Raw genomic sequence first — 15,621 nt, forward strand, 5'->3', positions numbered from 1 at the left:
TGGTGCTCAGCCCTTCGCGTGGTGCTGCGCCAGGTGGGCGCACAGCTGGTCATGCAGCTCCTGTGCGCTCGTGCAGGACGACCACAGGTCCGGCACATCGAGTTCCCGGGCCTGCTGCCCGGGGCCGGCCATCAAACCGGCTCGCAGGCCGGTCTTCGGATCGGGGCCCATGACCCGCGCGGCGGCCACCAGCGTGCCGCCGGCGTCGATGATGACGGTCATCTTCATGCGAAGGTCCCTCCCTCGAGGTTGTGGTAGCCCGCCTGCGGCCCTTCGTTGAGGATCTCGACGAAGTAGGTGGCGCTGCCGTTCGGCTCCAGCCGCTTGCCCTGCCGCAGCGCCCACATCAGGATGCCGGGGGAGGTCACATTGGGGCTCGCATACTGCGGGCCGCGATTGTCTCCTCAGGTGTACCACCAGGTGGTGCGGCCCCCTGCCGCAAGCAGGACCGGGTCGAAGCCCTGCGATCGCGCAGGCTTCACACCTCCACCGGCGCCCTCATCAAGGACTGACATGATTCACCTCCTTTGCAGTGGGAAACAAGCCACCGGCAACGGTCGGCAACGGCAGCGGTCGCCGGCCCGCCGGCCTTGCCGCGGTTCGAAGCGAAGGGTCGCCGAACCACGGTAAGCCCGTCGCCGCGAAGCGGCAATACCGCAAAGTCACAGGGGGACTCACGGGCCCCGGCAGCGGGAAGGCGACAGCATCGGCAGCCGCTGCGGGAGGCTGCACTCCAGCGCCACCGGTCATGGCGACGAGCTGCCGCGGCGCTGCTAGCCCTGCCGCACCGCGGAGCCGGCCCAGGGTCCGGTGATGCCGTCCACGCCGCAGGCCCACAACGCCTCGGCGTCGTCCGCCCGGGTTACGCCTTCGGCATACAGCTGGATGCCGAGGCCGTGCGCCATCGCCGCGGTGCCCTGCACGAAGTTGCGCACCGCCTGGTCATCGGCCGCTCCGCGCACGAAGCGCGCATCGAGCTTGATGTAGTCGAGCCCGATCTCGTACAGGCGCTCGATCCTCGACAGCTGCTCCCCGGCATGCTCGATGCCGAAGCGGGCCCCGGTGTGGCGCACCTGCTGGCACAGCTCCCGCACCAGCCCGTGGTGGCGCACCGCGGCCGATTCGGGAACCTCCAGCCACAGCTGCGCGGCCTGGGGCGCTTTCTCCAGTCGCTCGCGCAGGGCCGCGGCGAATCCCGGGTCCAGCACCGAGGCCACCGACAGGTTCACGCCCAGTGGCCCGGCGCCCCGGCCGATATCGGCCAGCGCCAAGGCAACCACTGCCAGGTCCACGGCTGCCACGGTCTGCGTGCGCACCGCCAGCGGCAGCCAGCGCGCGGCCGACTCGTAGGGACCGCCCGGCTCCAGCTGCAGCCGCAGGGGACTCTCCGAGTGCACCAGCGCACCCTGGCGGTCCACCAGCGGGTACCGGGCCAGCTGCACCCGGCCTTGCTGCAAGGCCGCCTCGATGCGCCGCTTCCAGCCCTCCTCGCCCTCGGCCGCATGCGTGGCGTCCGGGCCGCCTTGCACCACGCAGGCGAACAGGCCTTGCGCCTCGGCCCGCGCCAGTGCCTCGTCGGCGGCCGAGAGCAGTTGCGACATCGGCGTGCCGCTGCGGTAGTCCACCGCCCCCAGCACCACCCCCTGGGCTTCGCCAAAAGGCCGGCAGGCCTGCGCCAGCTCGTTCGCCAGCGCTTCGGCTGTCACGCCCCCCTCGGCGCCGGCCGCCTCCGGCGCCGGCAGGCACAGGGCGAAGTCCGAGCCGTTCAGCCGGCCCACCCAGGCACCGGGGCAGCGGTGCGCGCCGTCCTGCAACACCTGCGCCACCTGCTGGATCAACCGATCGGTCTCACGCCGGCCGAGCTCCGCGTTGACACGCGCCAGCTCCACGATGCGCACCATCACCAGCACCCCACGTGGTGCAGCATCCTCGCGCTCCAGCTCCGATTCCAGCCGCGTCATGAAATGCCGGCGGTGCGAGACGCCGGTGGCCGGGTCGCAGTTGGCTTGCCGGCGCAGGGCTTCCACCTGGCCGGCCTGCTCGTCGAACGCCGTCTTCAGGCGGTGCACCATGCCGTTCATCGCCCGGGTCAGCCGCTGCAGCTCCGGCACCCGCGGCTCCGCCACGGTGACGAACTGGCCGTTGACGAGCGCCTGGGCCTGGGTCACGGTCGAGTTCAGGGGCCGACGTATGCCTTGCACGATGAAGTTGCCCACCACCCCGGCCACCAGCCCCACCAGCGCGAGCCAGGCACCGGCCTGCAGGCAGCCGCGCCAGAGGTCGCGGTAGGCATACGAGACATGGCTCACCACCTGCACCGAACCGAGGGCACGCCAACCGTCGCTGACCTGCGCCACACCGGGCGCCGATTCGATCGGCACCCATGCGACGAACCAGCGCGGCGCCTGCGGGTCGACCGCACGGGCGACCCGCTCGATGACCTTGCCGTTGCTGCCCTGGAAGCGAATGCGCTCGTAGAACCCGGTGTCGAACTGCGCCGCCAGCAGCAGCTCCATCAACTCCAGGTCGCCTTTCTGCTGGGACAGCGACAGGGCCAGCGCCGCTGCGTTGTCGCTGTTCTTCACCCGCAGCTGGGCTTCCAGGTAGTGGCGGGCGGACGCCACATTGACGGTGAAGCTGCCGGCAAAGGCGATCAGCGCGGTGGCCACCACCACCAGCCACATCTGGCGGATCAGGGACATGGGTCTTCCTTCTGCATGCTCATGGCAAGAATCCTTCTTCGCGGGCCTTCGCCAGCACCTCCCGCCAACGCGACAGGCGGGCCGTCGGGTCGCCCGCCGACAGGGCGCCGACCCCCTGCCACAAGCCCTCGGCATTGAAGCTGAAGACCGGCGTGAGGTCCGGCCGGCGGGACGCGGGCCGGATGTCGCCGATCAGGTTGTCCAGAATGAGCGGTTCGGCCTGCGGGGTCGGGTAGTAGGCCAGCACCATGTGAGCCTGGCTGGCGCCGCCGGGGCCGCCAATGGCGGCCCTCACATACACCAGGCGCATGCGCTCCGACGGGGTGCCGATGGCCAGCAGGCTGAAGTACTTGGCCATCGCGAAATCCTCGCAGTCGCCGGCGCCCTGCTGGAGGAACTCCAGCGGGCTGGCCCAGTAGTCGAGCTGGCTCCACACCACCTGGTCGTCGCGAAAGCCCTGCCGGCGGTTGAAGAACTGGTTGACACCCTGCAGCCGGCTGCGTTCGTCGCCCGCCTGCAGCTCCACCAGCTCGCCCTGCAGCGCGCGGGCAGCCGCCACGGCCGCCGGGCCCAGGCGCTGCGCCGCGCGTTGCAGGCGGTCGCTGTCCAGGGCAGCACCGGCGCAGCCAAGCCCGAGCAGCAGGCAGCACAGCAACCACCTTGCAGCTCGGCATGCACGACAGGGACCGGGCAGCGACAACAACATCTGGCGGCAGGCTAGCGCATCGAGACAGGCGAAAACCTGGGAACACCCCTTGAAACACCCGCCATTTCGGCGCTCCCCGGCGGCGCTGCCCCGATAAGCTGCTTCTCGAGACCGTGGGCGCTGGGCACGGTGTTGTTGCACACGCCCCGAGCGATTCCCGCCACAATCCCGACGCCAATTGGTGACAAAGTTTCCCAGCGAGCAAGGGGCAGCAGAGTACCGACAAAATTACACAAGGATACACTCTGCCCGTCCCTGAATGATCTTGCCGCCGCTGGGTGGCTGTCCATCTTCCGATTTCGACGAGAAAGCCTGCCGATGAGCCTGACGACCCGCTTGACCACCCTGGCCCTGTTGCTCGGCGCTGCCCTGCCCGCGGCAGCACAGACCACGGGCGCCTTGCAGTCGGTGGCCCGCAAGGCGCTGGAGTCCAACCCGGAGGTGACCGCGCGGCTGAACGCATTTCGCGCCGCAGGCGACGAGGCCGATGCGGCCCGCGGAGGGTGGCGACCGCGACTCGACCTGAGCGCCAGCGCCGGCCACGAACGCGACCGCGTCAGCTCCCGCGACCCGGTGCGCAGCAGCCTGCGCCGCACCGGAGCGACCCTCAGCGTCACCCAGGTGCTGTGGGACGGCGCGGCCGTCCGCAGCGAGGTGAACCGCCTCGGCCACGCACGGCTGAGCCGATTCTTCGAGTTCACCGATGTGTCGGAACAAACCGCGCTGGAGGCGGTGCGGGCCTACTACGACGTGGCGCGCTATCGGCGCCTGGTCGAACTGGCGGAAGACAACTACGTGCAGCACAAGGCGTCGCACGACCAGATCCAGGCTCGCTTCAAGGCCGGTGTCAGCCGCGGCGTGGACCTGGAGCAGGCGGCCGCCCGGCTCGCGCTGGCGGAGTCCAACCTGACGACCGAAATCGCCAACCTGCACGACGTGTCGGCCCGCTATCAGCGGCTGGTCGGCGAACTGCCGCCGCCGGCCAGCCTGCCCGAGCCCCTGCAGCAAGGACTGCCGCTGACCGCCCCCGCCGCCATCGAAGCCGCAGTGACGCGCAGTGGTGCCGTCACCGCCGCCATCGAGAACCTGCGGGCGGTGCGCGCCCAGGCCGAGGGCCGCAAGGCCGCTTACCAGCCACGGGTCGAGGCCCGGCTGCGCTCCGGCGTCGGCCACAACTACGAGAGCGTGCGCGACCAGCGCCACGACACCGTGGCCGAGGTGGTGCTGAACTGGAACCTCTACAACGGTGGCTCCGACGACGCCCGCGCACGCCAACTGGCCGACCTGGTGAACCAGGCCGCCGACCTGCGCGACAAAGCCTGCCGCGACCTGCGACAGACGGTGGCGATTGCCTTCAACGACACGCAGAAGCTGCGCGACCAGCTGCGCTACCTCGATGCCAACCAGCTGGCCATCGAGAAGGCGCGCGACGCCTACCGGAAACAGTTCGACATCGGCCAGCGCAGCCTGCTTGACCTGCTGAACGCCGAGAACGAGCTGTACACGGCCCGCCGCTCCTACGCCAATGCCGAATACGACCTCGGCATTGCGTACGCGCGGGTGCATGCCGGCACCAGCACCCTGCTCTCCACCCTGGGCTTGGCGCCGGCCGAAAGCGCCGGCTCCGACGCCGAGCAGTGGAGCGCCGGCGAAGACCGCGCGGCGCGCTGCCCCAACACCGGCCCCGAATACCAGTCCACCCCCCGCACGGCGCTCGATGCGCGGGCGCAGCGGCTGGCCAACAGCGCACCGGTTTTGCCGCCGCCCGCCTCCGTGGCGCCTCCTGCCGCGGTCACTGCGCCGGCCGCACCCGCCTCCGCCCCGGCACCGCAACGCCTGCCGAACCGATAGGCTGTCGCGCGCCGCCGTCCAGCGGCGGCCGTTCGCCGCTTTCACCCAACCAGCCGGCAGCCACCTTGCCGGCCCGATCGCGTTGACGGTGCGGGCCCCCTGGTGCCGCCGTCCTGACAAGCCGACCAGCCGTAGCAGGCTTGCGGCTTGCTGTGCGTCGAATTCCTGCTACACCTTGTTTACGGGCCGACGCGCTTTCCCGGCGGATGGGTGACTCATCTCGTAACCAGCCGGCTCAGCTGGTCGTCCCCCTCTTTGTTAGCCTTCGAGCGAAGGGAAGACGAGCCACGGCAGTGACCCTGCTTGCCGCGGCCGTGCTCCCACCGTTGTCCACCGCACACCGGACTCCGCGCCGGCCGGTGTGCCGCTGGAGCTTCCTGTCGCTACTAGAGGATCACCGCATGAGCCGTACCGACGCGGGCCCGGTCACCCAACGCCGCCTGTACTGGCTGGATGGCGCAAGAGCTTCCCTGATGCTGCTGGGCGTGCCGTTCCACGCCGCCCTGGTCTACGCGCTGCAGGGCTGGGAACTCAGCTCGCCCGACAAGTCGCCCGCGCTCACAGCCTGGGGTACCCTGTCGAGCGCCTTCCGCATGCCGGCCTTCTTCCTGGTGGCTGGCTTCTTCGCCGCATTGCTGGTCACCAAGCGCTCCCGCGCGGGCTTTTTCCGCGGGCGGCTGTTCCGCCTGGGTGTGCCGCTGGTGACGGGCCTGCTCGTGCTCTCGCCGGTGCAGGTGGCCCTGCTCGAAATCGCCAGCACCCATGCCGGGCCCCATGGCCCGCTGGCCCGCGGCTTCCTGGTCGACGGGCACCTGCCGCCGGATGCCGGCCGCGTCTGGCTGGCCCAGCTCTGGTTCCTGATCGACCTGCTCATCTACAGCACGCTGCTCGCCCTCGCCGCCACGCCGGCCATGCTGGAGTGGCTGCGACGCGCCGGCAGCCGGCTGGCCGGCTGGCCCACCTGGGCCCTGGCCGGCGCGATCGCCGTGCACGGGATGTACAGCATTGTGGTGGGCGCCTTCGACAACTTCACCGGCCAGCCGCTGCCCACCTTCCTGTGGGGCGGCGTGATGACGCAGAAGCTGCTGTACAACCTGCCCTTCTTCGTACTCGGCGTCGCGTGTTTCCTTCAGCGCGGCCTGCTCGACCGCTTGGTCACCTGGCGCCGCTGGTCGGTGCCGCTGTGCGTCGCGGTGCTGTTGGCGATCGCGCTATGGCCGGCACAGGGCGCCGCCTGGCAGAAAGCGGTGCGCCTGTTCCTGCTGCCTGCAGCGGCCTGGTCGGGCGTGCACCTGGTGCTGGGCGCCTGCGCGCGCTGGCTGGACCGGCCGTCACCGCTGGTGCAGAACCTGGTCGACAGCGCCTATTCCATCTACCTGTTCCACATCATCCCGATCTTCCTGACCGGGTTGGCGTTCTGTTTCGTCGACCTGCCCGTGCTGCTTGAGTTCCTGCTGATCGTCATGACTTCGTTGCTGGCAGCCTGGGGCGTGCACCAGTTGTTCAACCGCTTCACGCTCTACCGGGTGCTCTTCAACGGTGAGCCGATCAGTACGGCGCGCGCCAGCGCGCCCCGCCCCGCCAGGGCAGAACCGCGCGTCAGTTGAGCGCCTGCCTGGCACGCCGGCTGCCGGCCCACCGTGGGCTGCCGGCCGGCAAGCCACAGTACGGGTGCGTGGCCCCACGCACCGGGCGGGCGACACGCTCTGGCCCAGGCAGGCCTGCGGGCCTGTCGAGCAGCAGCACAACGACGTGGGAGCCGGGAGACCCGGCAGATTCAGGCCACCGAGCGACGGTGGCGGCGATTGCAGCGAATGGCCTGCACGGCCGGTGTGGTGGCCAGTTCACGCAGCTGGCGCGGCGTGACCTCGACCACAAAAGACCCGCTCAGGTCGTTGCGGCGGGCGGAGGCGGCCAGGCCGAGCTTCTGCAACACGCCCTCCAGCTCCCGCATCGTGCTGGCCAGCGCGGTTTTCACGGCGTCTCGCGCATGGCCGGCGCGGCTGGCGGGCGGCGGCCCGGGCAGCAGGTCGCGAGGCTCGCTGGCAGGGCTGCGGCCGCCATGCCGTCCCGCCGGCACCGGTGCACGGCGGGCCTCGATGATGACCGAGGTCTTGCGCGACGAGCCGACCTCGGTGGCGAAGTCGAGCAGATCGTTGTCGCGTAGCGCTGTGGCAGGCAAATGGCTCATGAGAAGGCGGGTCCAGGCGGACAGGGTAACGGCTGCAGGGTCACTTTTCAAGGTCGCGGCCGATAACCCAAGCCCACCGCGTTGCCGCAGGCGGCCAGCACATCCAGGCCGCCGAAGCCATAACGGTGATCCTGCCCGTTCTCCCCCAGGTCCCGCACGCTGCCGAGCAGCAGCTGCACCAGCGCCTCGGTGCGCTCCACGCCCTTGAGCTCACGCAGCGCCGCCCCCTGGCGGGCCGCCGGGGGGCGGCTGAGCAGCAAGGCCATGGCCCCCGAGACATGCGGCGTGGCCATCGAGGTGCCGTTGAGATGCTCCCACTTGCCCTTGCCGATCGAGGAATACACCTGCACGCCGGGCGCCGAGAGGTCCGGCTTGGCATACACCAGCGGCAGATCGGCCGGATCGATGGCGTCCGAGCCTTCCACCACCTGGGTGCGGCCGCCGCTGAAGGCGGCAACACGGCCATGCACGTCCGTCGCGCCCACCGCCACCGCGAAATAGTCGTTGCCGGGGGAACCGGTGGTCTGGGCGCCGTCGTTGCCGATGGCGGCCACCACCGGCACGCCGGCTGCGCGGGCGGACACGATGGCGGCGGTGTAGGTGTCCAGCACGCCGGCTTCGAAGGACAGGCCACCGAGCGACAGGTTGACCACGTCGGCACCGTTGGCCACCGCCCATTCCATGCCTTTGAGGATCTGCTCGTCGGTGCCGCCATGGCGCCCGAGCACCTTGGCCACCATCAGACGAGCGTCGGGCGCCATGCCGATCCAGCGCCCACTGGCATTGCCGCCGGCAATGGTGCCGCAGACATGGGTGCCGTGGCCGTCGGCATCCCAGGCGTGGTCGACGCCTTCCTTGACCAGGCGGCCCTTGGCGTCGATTTCGACGAAACGCGCCACCTTGCCCTGCAGGTCGGGATGGCGTGCTTCCACGCCCGTGTCGAGCACCGCCACCCGCACGCCCTGGCCCCGGGCATCGAATGCGCCCCAGCAAGCCAGGGCACCGGTGCTTTCGAGTCCCCACGCATGCGTCAGCCGGCGGCCCACTTCGGCGGGCAGCTCACGCGCCCGCAGGCGGGGCGGCACTGGGATGCGCCGGTTCAGGAAGACGGCCAGTGCCTCGGGCAGCGCTTGGGGCAGCTGGGCGAGGTCGTCGCGGTCCATCTCCATCACCGCCGCACCGGCCAGCGGCAAGGGGCGCGGTCGCCCGTGTGCATCCGAGCGGCGCGCCAGGCGCGAATTGTTGAGGAAGGCGGCCTGCTGCATCGGCTGCAACGCCGCGGCACCGGCACGCCGCACGGCCGCCACCGACAGGCGGCCGGCTGCCGCCTGCCCGGCGCCGCGTGCGCTGGCCAGCGCAGCGCGCTCCCGCACGGGCGGTGGCAGCAAGTCGGCGGCCTGGGTGGTGGCGCGGCGTTGCAGCGCCTCGCGCGCGGCGCGGGCGATCGCCTGCTGCAAGCCGGCCGGCTCGCCCTGCACGATCACGCTGACGGTTGGCTGGGGGTTCTCGTCGAGGATGCGCTCGACCTGTTGTCTCAGTTGTCTTGTTTTCAAGAGCAGGCTCTCGCGGTGGCCAGCCGCGCATCATGCCGCAGTCCCCGCCTTGGTGTGCCGGGGTCCTTGCATCGGCGGGCAGCAGCGGGACGGACGCCGCCGCAAGCAGCGGCGGGTCCGCGGCAGCGCTCGCCCGGCGTGCCGCCCCTTCCCGGGCGACACGCGGCACCGGGCTGGGCGCGCTCTTGGCGTCCGGCCGAACAGGCAGGGACCAGCCGCCCGGAGGCCTCAGCCCAAGGAGCGCGCCACCGGCTTGGCGGCCCCCTTGCGCGCCCCTTGCGCCGCGGCCTGCCGTCGGAGCTTCAGATGGCCGCCAGCGCCTGCGCCAGGTCGTTCTTCAGGTCGGCCGCGTCCTCGATGCCGACCGACAGGCGCACCAGGCCGTCGCCGATGCCCAGACGGGCGCGTTGCTCCGCGGGAATGGTGGCGTGCGTCATGATCGCCGGATGCTCGATCAGGCTCTCGACGCCACCCAGGCTCTCGGCCAGCGAGAACAGCTCGCAGCGCTCCAGGAAGCGCCGTGCACCGGCCTCGTCGGTCGCCAGGTCCAGCGAGATCATGCCGCCAAAGCCGCGCATCTGCCGGCGCGCCAGCTCATGCTGGGGATGCGACGTGAGGCCCGGGTAGCGCACCTGCGCCACCTTGGGCTGGCTCTCCAGCCATTGCGCCAGCTGAAGGGCATTGCTGCAATGGCGCTCCATGCGCAGTGCCAGCGTCTTCACGCCGCGCAATGCCAGGAAGCTGTCGAAGGGCCCGGCGATGGCGCCAACCGCGTTCTGCAGGAAGCCCAGGCGCTCGGCCCATTCGGCCTGGCGCGCCTCGCGCCCCACCACCGCGATGCCGCCGATGACATCGGAGTGGCCGTTCAGGTACTTGGTGGTCGAGTGCACCACGATGTCGAAGCCCAGCGACAGGGGGCGCTGCACCCAGGGGCTGGCAAAGGTGTTGTCGGCCACCGTGATGATGCCCCGCGAGCGGCAGACCTCGGCAATGGCGGCCAGGTCGGCCAGCTTCAGCAGCGGGTTGCTGGGCGTTTCGACCCAGACCATGCGGGTCTCGGGGCGCAGGGCATCGACCAGGCGCTGCGGATCGGACAGGTCGACAAAGCTGAAGCTGTGACCCGCGCTGCGCCGCCGCACGCGCTCGAACAAGCGGTAGGTGCCGCCGTAGAGGTCGTCGCCGGCGACGATGTGCGCACCGGCGTCCAGCAGTTCCAGGACGGTCGAGATGGCGGCCAGGCCCGAAGCGAAGGCAAAGGCCTGCACGCCGTCTTCCAGATCGGCGACACACCGCTCCAGGGCCCAGCGGGTCGGGTTGTGCGAGCGGCCGTAATCCAGGCCCTTGTGCACCCCCGGGCTCTGCTGCACGTAGGTGGAGGTGGCATAGATGGGCGGCATGATGGCGCCGGTCGACGGGTCGGGCGACTGGCCGGCGTGGATCACGCGAGTGGCGAAGCCGAGGGCGTCGGCGCTGGGTTCGATGCGGTCTTGGGTCATGACAAGGTCTTGCGCAGGTGGTTGAGCAGGTCGAAGCGGGTGATCAGGCCGTGCAGTTGCGCGCCGTCCGCGATGATGGCGACCAGCCCGCGGGCCAGCACCGCACGCAGCGCAGCCAGGTCGGCACTGGGCGCCAGGGTCTCGAGTTCGGTGGTCATGGCAGAGGCAACGCTGTGGCCATAGCGGGCGGGGTCTTCCTGCACGTCGATCAGCACGTCGGATTCGTCGATCACGCCGACCAGCCGGCCGTCGTCCAGCACCGGCAGCTGGGAGACCTCGGCCTGGCGCATGCGCTTGAAGGCGGTGAGCAGGGTGTCCTGCGGCGCCACGCTGACCACCGTGCCTTCGTCGAGCCGGCGGGCGATGAGGTCGCGCAGGTCGCCGTAGAGCGGCCGCTTGAGCAGGCCTTCATCGATCATCCAGCTGTCGTTGTAGACCTTGGACAGATAGCGCGTGCCGGTGTCGCAGACAAAGGTGACGACGCGCTTGGGCTGGGTCTGCGCACGGCAGTAGCGCAGCGCGGCCGCCAGCAGCGTGCCGGTGGAGGAGCCACCGGCAATGCCTTCGGCCCGCAGCAATTCGCGCGCGGCCCCGAAGCTCTCGGTGTCGGAGATGGAGTAGGCGTGCTTGACGCCGCTCAGGTCGGCAATCGAGGGCACGAAGTCTTCGCCGATGCCCTCCACCGCCCACGAGCCGGCGTCACCATGGCGGCCGGTCAGCACCTGGTCGCACAGGATGGAGCCGACCGGGTCGGCAAGCACGAACTCGACGTCCGGCCGCACGCGACGGAAGTAGCGCGTCAGGCCGGTCAGCGTGCCGCCGGAGCCGACACCGACGACGATGGCGTCGATTTCATGCCCCGCCTGCTCCCAGATCTCGGGCCCGGTGCTCTGCTCGTGCGCCAGCGGGTTGGCCGGGTTGTTGAACTGGTCGGCATAGAAGGCGCCGGGAATGTCCCGGGCCAGGCGGGCGGCATAGTCCTGGTAGTAGTCGGGATGGCCCTTGCCGACATCCGAGCGGGTGGTGTGCACTTCGGCACCCAGGGCCTTCAGGTGCAGCACCTTTTCAGTGGACATCTTGTCGGGCACCACCAGCACCACCCGATAGCCCTTGGCACGGGCCACCAGGGCCAGGCCCAGGCCGGTGTTGCCCGCAGTGGCCTCGACCACGGTGCCACCTTCTCGCAGGCGGCCGTCGCGTTCGGCGGCCTCGATCATCGTCAAGGCAATGCGGTCCTTGATGGAGCCGCCCGGATTCTGCGATTCCAGCTTCAGGAACAGCTGGCAGGGGCCAGTCTCCAACCGCGTGACGGGCAGGAGTGGCGTGCGACCGATGAGGTCCAACACGGCCGGTCGCTGGGATGTGGGCATGACAGCCTCCTCTGCTTGAACGTGTGATACACGGGAGTGGCGCTGGGCCGATGTTCGCTGCTTGGGCGAACACCGGCGCCGAAAGGGTTGCTGGGGTCGCATCCTTCACGCCCGCTGCCGCCCTGTCTTTGCGGCAGCGCGGCCCCCGCTTGTGGCGAAGGGCGCCACGATAAGCGAAGGCCTGTCGGCAGCCTAACTCGCAATTCGAATGAGGTCATGCAGCGAAGTCATGACGCCCTGACGACTCCATCAGGCGCGCTGCCACGTGAGGGCAGGCGACACTCGCTCACCCCAGCGGCTGCACCGGCGCTTTTCCGGGAATTTCCAGGGTATTAGGAAATTTCCGAGCTGTATGGAAAAATCAGGAAATGCGGATCGACTCCTGGCGCTATCCGCGCCCGCAACTCGCTGCCCACTACCTCGGCCTGCTGGCTGACGCCCCGCGCCGGCCCCTGGCCGTGTTCGGACCGCGGCAGATCGGCAAGACCTACTTCCTGACGCACGACCTCACCGAGGCGGCCGAGCAGCAGGACCTGAGGCCGCTGTACGTCGACCTGTGGAGCCAGCCGGACCCGCTGGGCGCCATCAACACCGCGCTGGCCACCGCCCTGCGCGAGTTGACCAGCAAGCTGCAGCGCACCCCGGTGACGCGGGTGGGCGCCTTCGGCCTGAGCGTGGGCCTGGCGGCACCGCCCGCGCTACCCGCGGGCAGCGACCCGGCGGCCTGGCTGGCCTCGCAGTTCGCCGAGCTGCGCCGCCTGGAGCCGCAACGGCCAGTCCTGCTGATGCTGGACGAAGCGCAGACGCTCGGCAAGTCCGGCGCCGGGGATGCCGCGATGAAGGCCATTCGCGCACTGTTCAACGCCTACCCCCACGGCCTGCTGCTGCTACTCACTGGCTCTTCCCGCTCGCAACTGCTGTCCCTGGTGGGCGACCACAGCAAGACCGCCTTCAAGCTCGCCGCGCACATGGACTTCCCGCTGCTGGGCATGGAGTTCGTCGCCTTCGTGGCCGAGCGCTACCGCGCCGCCAGCCGGCGCGAGGTGCCGCTGCCAGAGCTGGACTGGGCGTTCTCGCAATTGCTGCACCGGCCCGGCGAGATGATCGACTTCGTGCGCTACTGGATCACCGACGCCCCGGGTCGCGATGCGGCCGAAGCGCTGGCCCGCTTCAAGCAGGTCAACAGCCCTGACCAGTTGTTCGAGGAGGTCTACGCCGGCTGCACCGCACTGCAGCGAGCGGTATTGCGCGAACTGGTCAGCGAGGCACCGCAGCTGTTCTCGAAAGCCACCCGCGAGCGCGTCGCTGCCGCACTGGGCCTGGCCGACCCGGTGGCGCCTGCCTCGGTGGCCAATGCCATCCAGCAGCTGGAAGCCCAGGGCATCCTCGGCAAGGTGCAACGGGGCCGCTATGCCTTCGAGGACGAGGGCTTCCGCGCCTGGCTGAAGTCGGCCGCCGCCGCCCCGGGCGAAGCCCGCTGAGCCGGCCGCTGCAACATCAGGATGCATATATCAGGACACAGGCGTCCTCTGCCCTCCCCCTATCCTGGCCCGACTGGCGCACCTCGTGGTGCACCGGCCCCATCCATCAGCTCAGGAGAAGAGATGCCCTCGTCCTCAGGCCCACAGGCTCGCGTTGCCGCCGTCCCCGCGCGTGGCGCGCGGCCGGCGCGCACAGCAGCCCCCGCCGCCTGGCCGTGTTTCATGCCGGAAAGAAGCGCAACAGGCACCGCCCCCCACCGCTCACTGCTCACCTTGCTGCTGGCCGCGGCCTTCGCGGCCGGAGGCGGCAAGGCCGTGGCCCAGCCGGCCGGCGGCCCCGCGGCCCAGCCGACCGCCGTCGCGCCGGCCGCAGCGCGGTCCGACCTGAGCGAGCCGCGGCTGAAGGACATCGCGATGCAGCTGGTGTCGAGTGCGGAGAACTCGTCGCTCGAATGGCGCGAGCAGTACAAGTACATCGAAGACATCGACGACGGCCGCGGCTACACCGCCGGCATCGTCGGCTTCTGCTCGGGCACCGGCGACATGCTGATGGTGGTCGAGGACTATGCCCGCCGATCGCCCGGCAACCGGCTCGCCAACTACCTGCCGGCGCTGCGCCAGCTCTATGGCTCCGATTCTCATGACGGGCTCGACCCGAACTTCACCGCCGACTGGATCCGGGCCGCCCAGGACCCGGCTTTCCGCCAGGCCCAGGACGCGATGCGGGACAGCATCTACTTCAACCCGGCGCTGCAGCAGGCCAAGCAGGACGGGCTGCGGGCCTTGGGCCAGTTCATCTACTACGACGCCATCGTGATGCACGGGCCCGGCAATGACAGCGTGAGCTTCGGCGGCATCCGCAAGAAGGCACTGCGCAAGGCCAAGCCGCCGTCGCAAGGCGGCAACGAGGTCGACTACCTGAACGCCTTCCTCGACGCCCGGGTGGCCGCGATGAAAACCGAGGAGGCGCACAGCGACACCAGCCGCGTCGACACCGCCCAGCGCGTGTTCCTGCGCAAGGGCAACCTGGACCTGAAGACACCGCTGGAATGGAAGGTCTACGGCGACAGCTTCCGCATCGATGCGGCCGACGGCAACCCGCCGCCGGACCCGACGCCTCAACCGCAGGGCGTGGACGAGGACGGCGTGCAGATGCTGCTGCCCTCTTCCCCCAAGGGCAGCCAGCTGCGCCTCGGCACCCGCGATCCGAACACGACCCCCACCATCTACCTCGAGAAGAAACAGAAGGCGTGGCCCGAGAACGAAGGCGCGCTGCGCTACTGGACCACCGAAGCCTTCCCGCTCGACTATGCCAGCGGCGGCAGCGGCTGGAGCATGCGGCTGCAGATGCGCGCCCACCAGGAAGACAAGGTCTACTACACCTGGAAGAACCAGAAGGGCTACCTGAGCACCAAGCATGACTTCAAGAACCAGGAGTTCACGGTGTTCATGCGCGTGCACCAGCTGCTCGACGCCGACCGTGCGCAGCTGCAGCTGAAGGTGCGGGGCGGCCCTCACACGAGCAGCAATCCCGACGCCGCGTCGGCCGTGATGATGACGCTCGGCCCGGCCGGCGGCAGCCGGGTCGCCCGCTTCGGCAAGGAGCTGACGCACCCGAACTACGACTATGTGAAGCTGACGCCGAAGTTCCAGGCTGCGCTGGCCGACAACACCTGGCTGGGCCTGAAGCTGGTGAGCTACAACGACCCGAGCAACCGCAAGCGGGTCGTCAACCGCCTCTACCTCGACACCGCGCCCTTTGACGCCGCCACCGGCAAGCCGCGCAACCAGTGGCGCCTGTTCAGCGAATACGTCGATGTCGAGGGCCAGAGCACCGGGCAGTACAGCAAGCTGGTGAACTGGGCCGGACCCTTGTCCACCTTGCGGGTGGACGGCTGGCAGCGCATTGATTTCGCACTGCCTTCGGTGCGCGAGATCGTGCCACCCTCCCAGTGAGGCGGCCGGCCGCCGCTCGCGCTTCAGTGAGGGGTGGCGCCGGGCACGCGGGGCTGCGGCCCGGGGCCGAGGTTGCCCGCCTCAGCCGGTGACAGCCCGCCCGGGCCAACCGCCATGTCCATGCCGGCGCCCGGGTCCTCTTCACCGGCGACCGACTCTTCGGCGAGGTCGACCGGACGTGCCTGTCCAGCGTCGACACCGGGCAGGCCGCCCCCCGGTGTCGCACGTGGCGGCGTCTGCTGAAGCTTGTGCTGGCGGTCCATGTCGGCTCCTGTGAAAGCAATGCGGGGGACGCCCCCGTTCCCACGAGGGCAA

Annotated in this window: 13 protein-coding genes; 4 read left to right on the top strand and 9 right to left on the bottom strand. The window is 70.0% G+C overall.

The features are described 5' to 3' along the window. Positions 1-6: 6 nt before the first annotated feature. From N7L95_RS03845 to N7L95_RS03860, 4 genes are all read right to left on the bottom strand, one after another. Entirely contained in the window at positions 7-228 is a 222-nt protein-coding gene (locus N7L95_RS03845) for a hypothetical protein (RefSeq protein ID WP_301258501.1), read from the bottom strand. Further along, positions 225-368 carry a hypothetical protein gene (locus N7L95_RS03850; RefSeq protein WP_301258502.1) on the bottom strand — a complete coding sequence of 48 codons (144 nt, stop codon included), beginning with the start codon at positions 366-368 and terminating at the stop codon, positions 225-227. Before N7L95_RS03850 ends, N7L95_RS03845 begins: the two co-directional genes overlap by 4 nt. Positions 369-773: 405 nt before the next feature. Next, a complete protein-coding gene (locus tag N7L95_RS03855) occupies positions 774-2,702 on the bottom strand; it encodes a bifunctional diguanylate cyclase/phosphodiesterase (RefSeq protein WP_301258503.1) in 1,929 nt (642 codons plus the stop codon). Between the two features lie 19 nt (positions 2,703-2,721). Further along, positions 2,722-3,357: a transglutaminase-like cysteine peptidase gene (locus N7L95_RS03860; protein WP_301258504.1), complete on the bottom strand. Its 636-nt coding sequence runs from the start codon at positions 3,355-3,357 to the stop codon at positions 2,722-2,724. A gap of 369 nt (positions 3,358-3,726) precedes the next feature. On the opposite strand from N7L95_RS03860, the gene N7L95_RS03865 reads away from it, so the two are divergent. Together N7L95_RS03865 and N7L95_RS03870 are read left to right on the top strand one after the other, a co-directional pair. After that, positions 3,727-5,259 (top strand): TolC family outer membrane protein, encoded by a 1,533-nt coding sequence (locus N7L95_RS03865; protein WP_301258505.1) that lies wholly within the window; start codon positions 3,727-3,729, stop codon positions 5,257-5,259. Between the two features lie 401 nt (positions 5,260-5,660). Continuing rightward, complete coding sequence (locus N7L95_RS03870) at positions 5,661-6,866, top strand: acyltransferase family protein (RefSeq protein WP_301258506.1); 1,206 nt, start codon at positions 5,661-5,663, stop codon at positions 6,864-6,866. Positions 6,867-7,036: 170 nt separating this feature from the next. Here N7L95_RS03870 and N7L95_RS03875 read toward each other — a convergent pair whose 3' ends face one another. From N7L95_RS03875 to N7L95_RS03890, 4 genes are all read right to left on the bottom strand, one after another. After that, entirely contained in the window at positions 7,037-7,450 is a 414-nt protein-coding gene (locus tag N7L95_RS03875; RefSeq protein ID WP_301258507.1) for a hypothetical protein, read from the bottom strand. A 47-nt stretch (positions 7,451-7,497) separates the two neighbouring features. Beyond that, positions 7,498-9,003, bottom strand: coding sequence for a S8 family serine peptidase (locus tag N7L95_RS03880; RefSeq protein WP_301258508.1), 1,506 nt, complete (start codon positions 9,001-9,003; stop codon positions 7,498-7,500). Between the two features lie 302 nt (positions 9,004-9,305). Beyond that, positions 9,306-10,499 (bottom strand): trans-sulfuration enzyme family protein, encoded by a 1,194-nt coding sequence (locus tag N7L95_RS03885; protein ID WP_301258509.1) that lies wholly within the window; start codon positions 10,497-10,499, stop codon positions 9,306-9,308. Then, positions 10,496-11,869: a pyridoxal-phosphate dependent enzyme gene (locus N7L95_RS03890; protein WP_301258511.1), complete on the bottom strand. Its 1,374-nt coding sequence runs from the start codon at positions 11,867-11,869 to the stop codon at positions 10,496-10,498. The genes N7L95_RS03885 and N7L95_RS03890 overlap by 4 nt, the downstream gene beginning before the upstream one ends. A 368-nt stretch (positions 11,870-12,237) precedes the next feature. On the opposite strand from N7L95_RS03890, the gene N7L95_RS03895 reads away from it, so the two are divergent. Both N7L95_RS03895 and N7L95_RS03900 read left to right on the top strand, forming a co-directional pair. Beyond that, positions 12,238-13,350, top strand: a complete 1,113-nt coding sequence (locus tag N7L95_RS03895) for an AAA family ATPase (protein ID WP_301258512.1) — start codon at positions 12,238-12,240, stop codon at positions 13,348-13,350. A 222-nt stretch (positions 13,351-13,572) separates the two neighbouring features. After that, on the top strand, positions 13,573-15,306 hold the full coding sequence (locus N7L95_RS03900) for a chitosanase (RefSeq protein ID WP_301258513.1): 1,734 nt from the start codon (positions 13,573-13,575) through the stop codon (positions 15,304-15,306). A 23-nt stretch (positions 15,307-15,329) separates the two neighbouring features. Here the strand turns inward: N7L95_RS03900 and N7L95_RS03905 are convergent, their stop codons facing one another. Next, positions 15,330-15,569 (bottom strand): hypothetical protein, encoded by a 240-nt coding sequence (locus N7L95_RS03905; protein ID WP_301258514.1) that lies wholly within the window; start codon positions 15,567-15,569, stop codon positions 15,330-15,332. Between the last annotated feature and the right edge of the window lie 52 nt (positions 15,570-15,621).

This window comes from Eleftheria terrae, assembly GCF_030419005.1.
Lineage (GTDB): Bacteria > Pseudomonadota > Gammaproteobacteria > Burkholderiales > Burkholderiaceae_C > Caldimonas > Caldimonas terrae.

Coding starts and splice junctions, on each gene's coding strand:
- N7L95_RS03845 (WP_301258501.1), bottom strand. CDS start 228: ATGAAGATGACCGTCATCATCGACGCCGGCGGCACGCTGGTGGCCGCC.
- N7L95_RS03855 (WP_301258503.1), bottom strand. CDS start 2,702: ATGTCCCTGATCCGCCAGATGTGGCTGGTGGTGGTGGCCACCGCGCTG.
- N7L95_RS03865 (WP_301258505.1), top strand. CDS start 3,727: ATGAGCCTGACGACCCGCTTGACCACCCTGGCCCTGTTGCTCGGCGCT.
- N7L95_RS03870 (WP_301258506.1), top strand. CDS start 5,661: ATGAGCCGTACCGACGCGGGCCCGGTCACCCAACGCCGCCTGTACTGG.
- N7L95_RS03875 (WP_301258507.1), bottom strand. CDS start 7,450: ATGAGCCATTTGCCTGCCACAGCGCTACGCGACAACGATCTGCTCGAC.
- N7L95_RS03885 (WP_301258509.1), bottom strand. CDS start 10,499: ATGACCCAAGACCGCATCGAACCCAGCGCCGACGCCCTCGGCTTCGCC.
- N7L95_RS03890 (WP_301258511.1), bottom strand. CDS start 11,869: ATGCCCACATCCCAGCGACCGGCCGTGTTGGACCTCATCGGTCGCACG.
- N7L95_RS03895 (WP_301258512.1), top strand. CDS start 12,238: ATGCGGATCGACTCCTGGCGCTATCCGCGCCCGCAACTCGCTGCCCAC.
- N7L95_RS03900 (WP_301258513.1), top strand. CDS start 13,573: ATGCCGGAAAGAAGCGCAACAGGCACCGCCCCCCACCGCTCACTGCTC.
- N7L95_RS03905 (WP_301258514.1), bottom strand. CDS start 15,569: ATGGACCGCCAGCACAAGCTTCAGCAGACGCCGCCACGTGCGACACCG.